Consider the following 236-nt stretch of genomic DNA (forward strand, 5'->3'; position numbering starts at 1 on the left):
GTGTTATCCGGGAACGTCACGGTAGCCGTATTTCCAGGTTCTCCGGTTCCCGTGATACTCAAGGTTCCATCAGGATTAACCCCGATAGTTTGGGTCGGCGCATCTGGTGCTGTGGTGTCTGTATAGGTATCCGTTACCGCCGGCGAGATGTTATTCGCAGGATCGGTTTGGGTTGTTGAGACATCTCCCGAGGGCTGTGTTGCCGTCGAGGTTACTGGACCAAAGCTACCGTCTGG

General features: G+C 54.7%; 1 protein-coding gene. It reads right to left on the bottom strand.

Annotation, left to right across the window (positions count from 1 at the left end; translation table 11 throughout):
- The coding region (locus OO007_RS20260) for a hypothetical protein (RefSeq protein WP_325810195.1) at window positions 1–236 on the bottom strand (236 nt) is incomplete at both ends.

It is taken from the genome of Cocleimonas sp. KMM 6892 (genome assembly GCF_035798195.1).
GTDB classification, from domain to species: Bacteria; Pseudomonadota; Gammaproteobacteria; order Thiotrichales; family Thiotrichaceae; genus Cocleimonas; species Cocleimonas flava.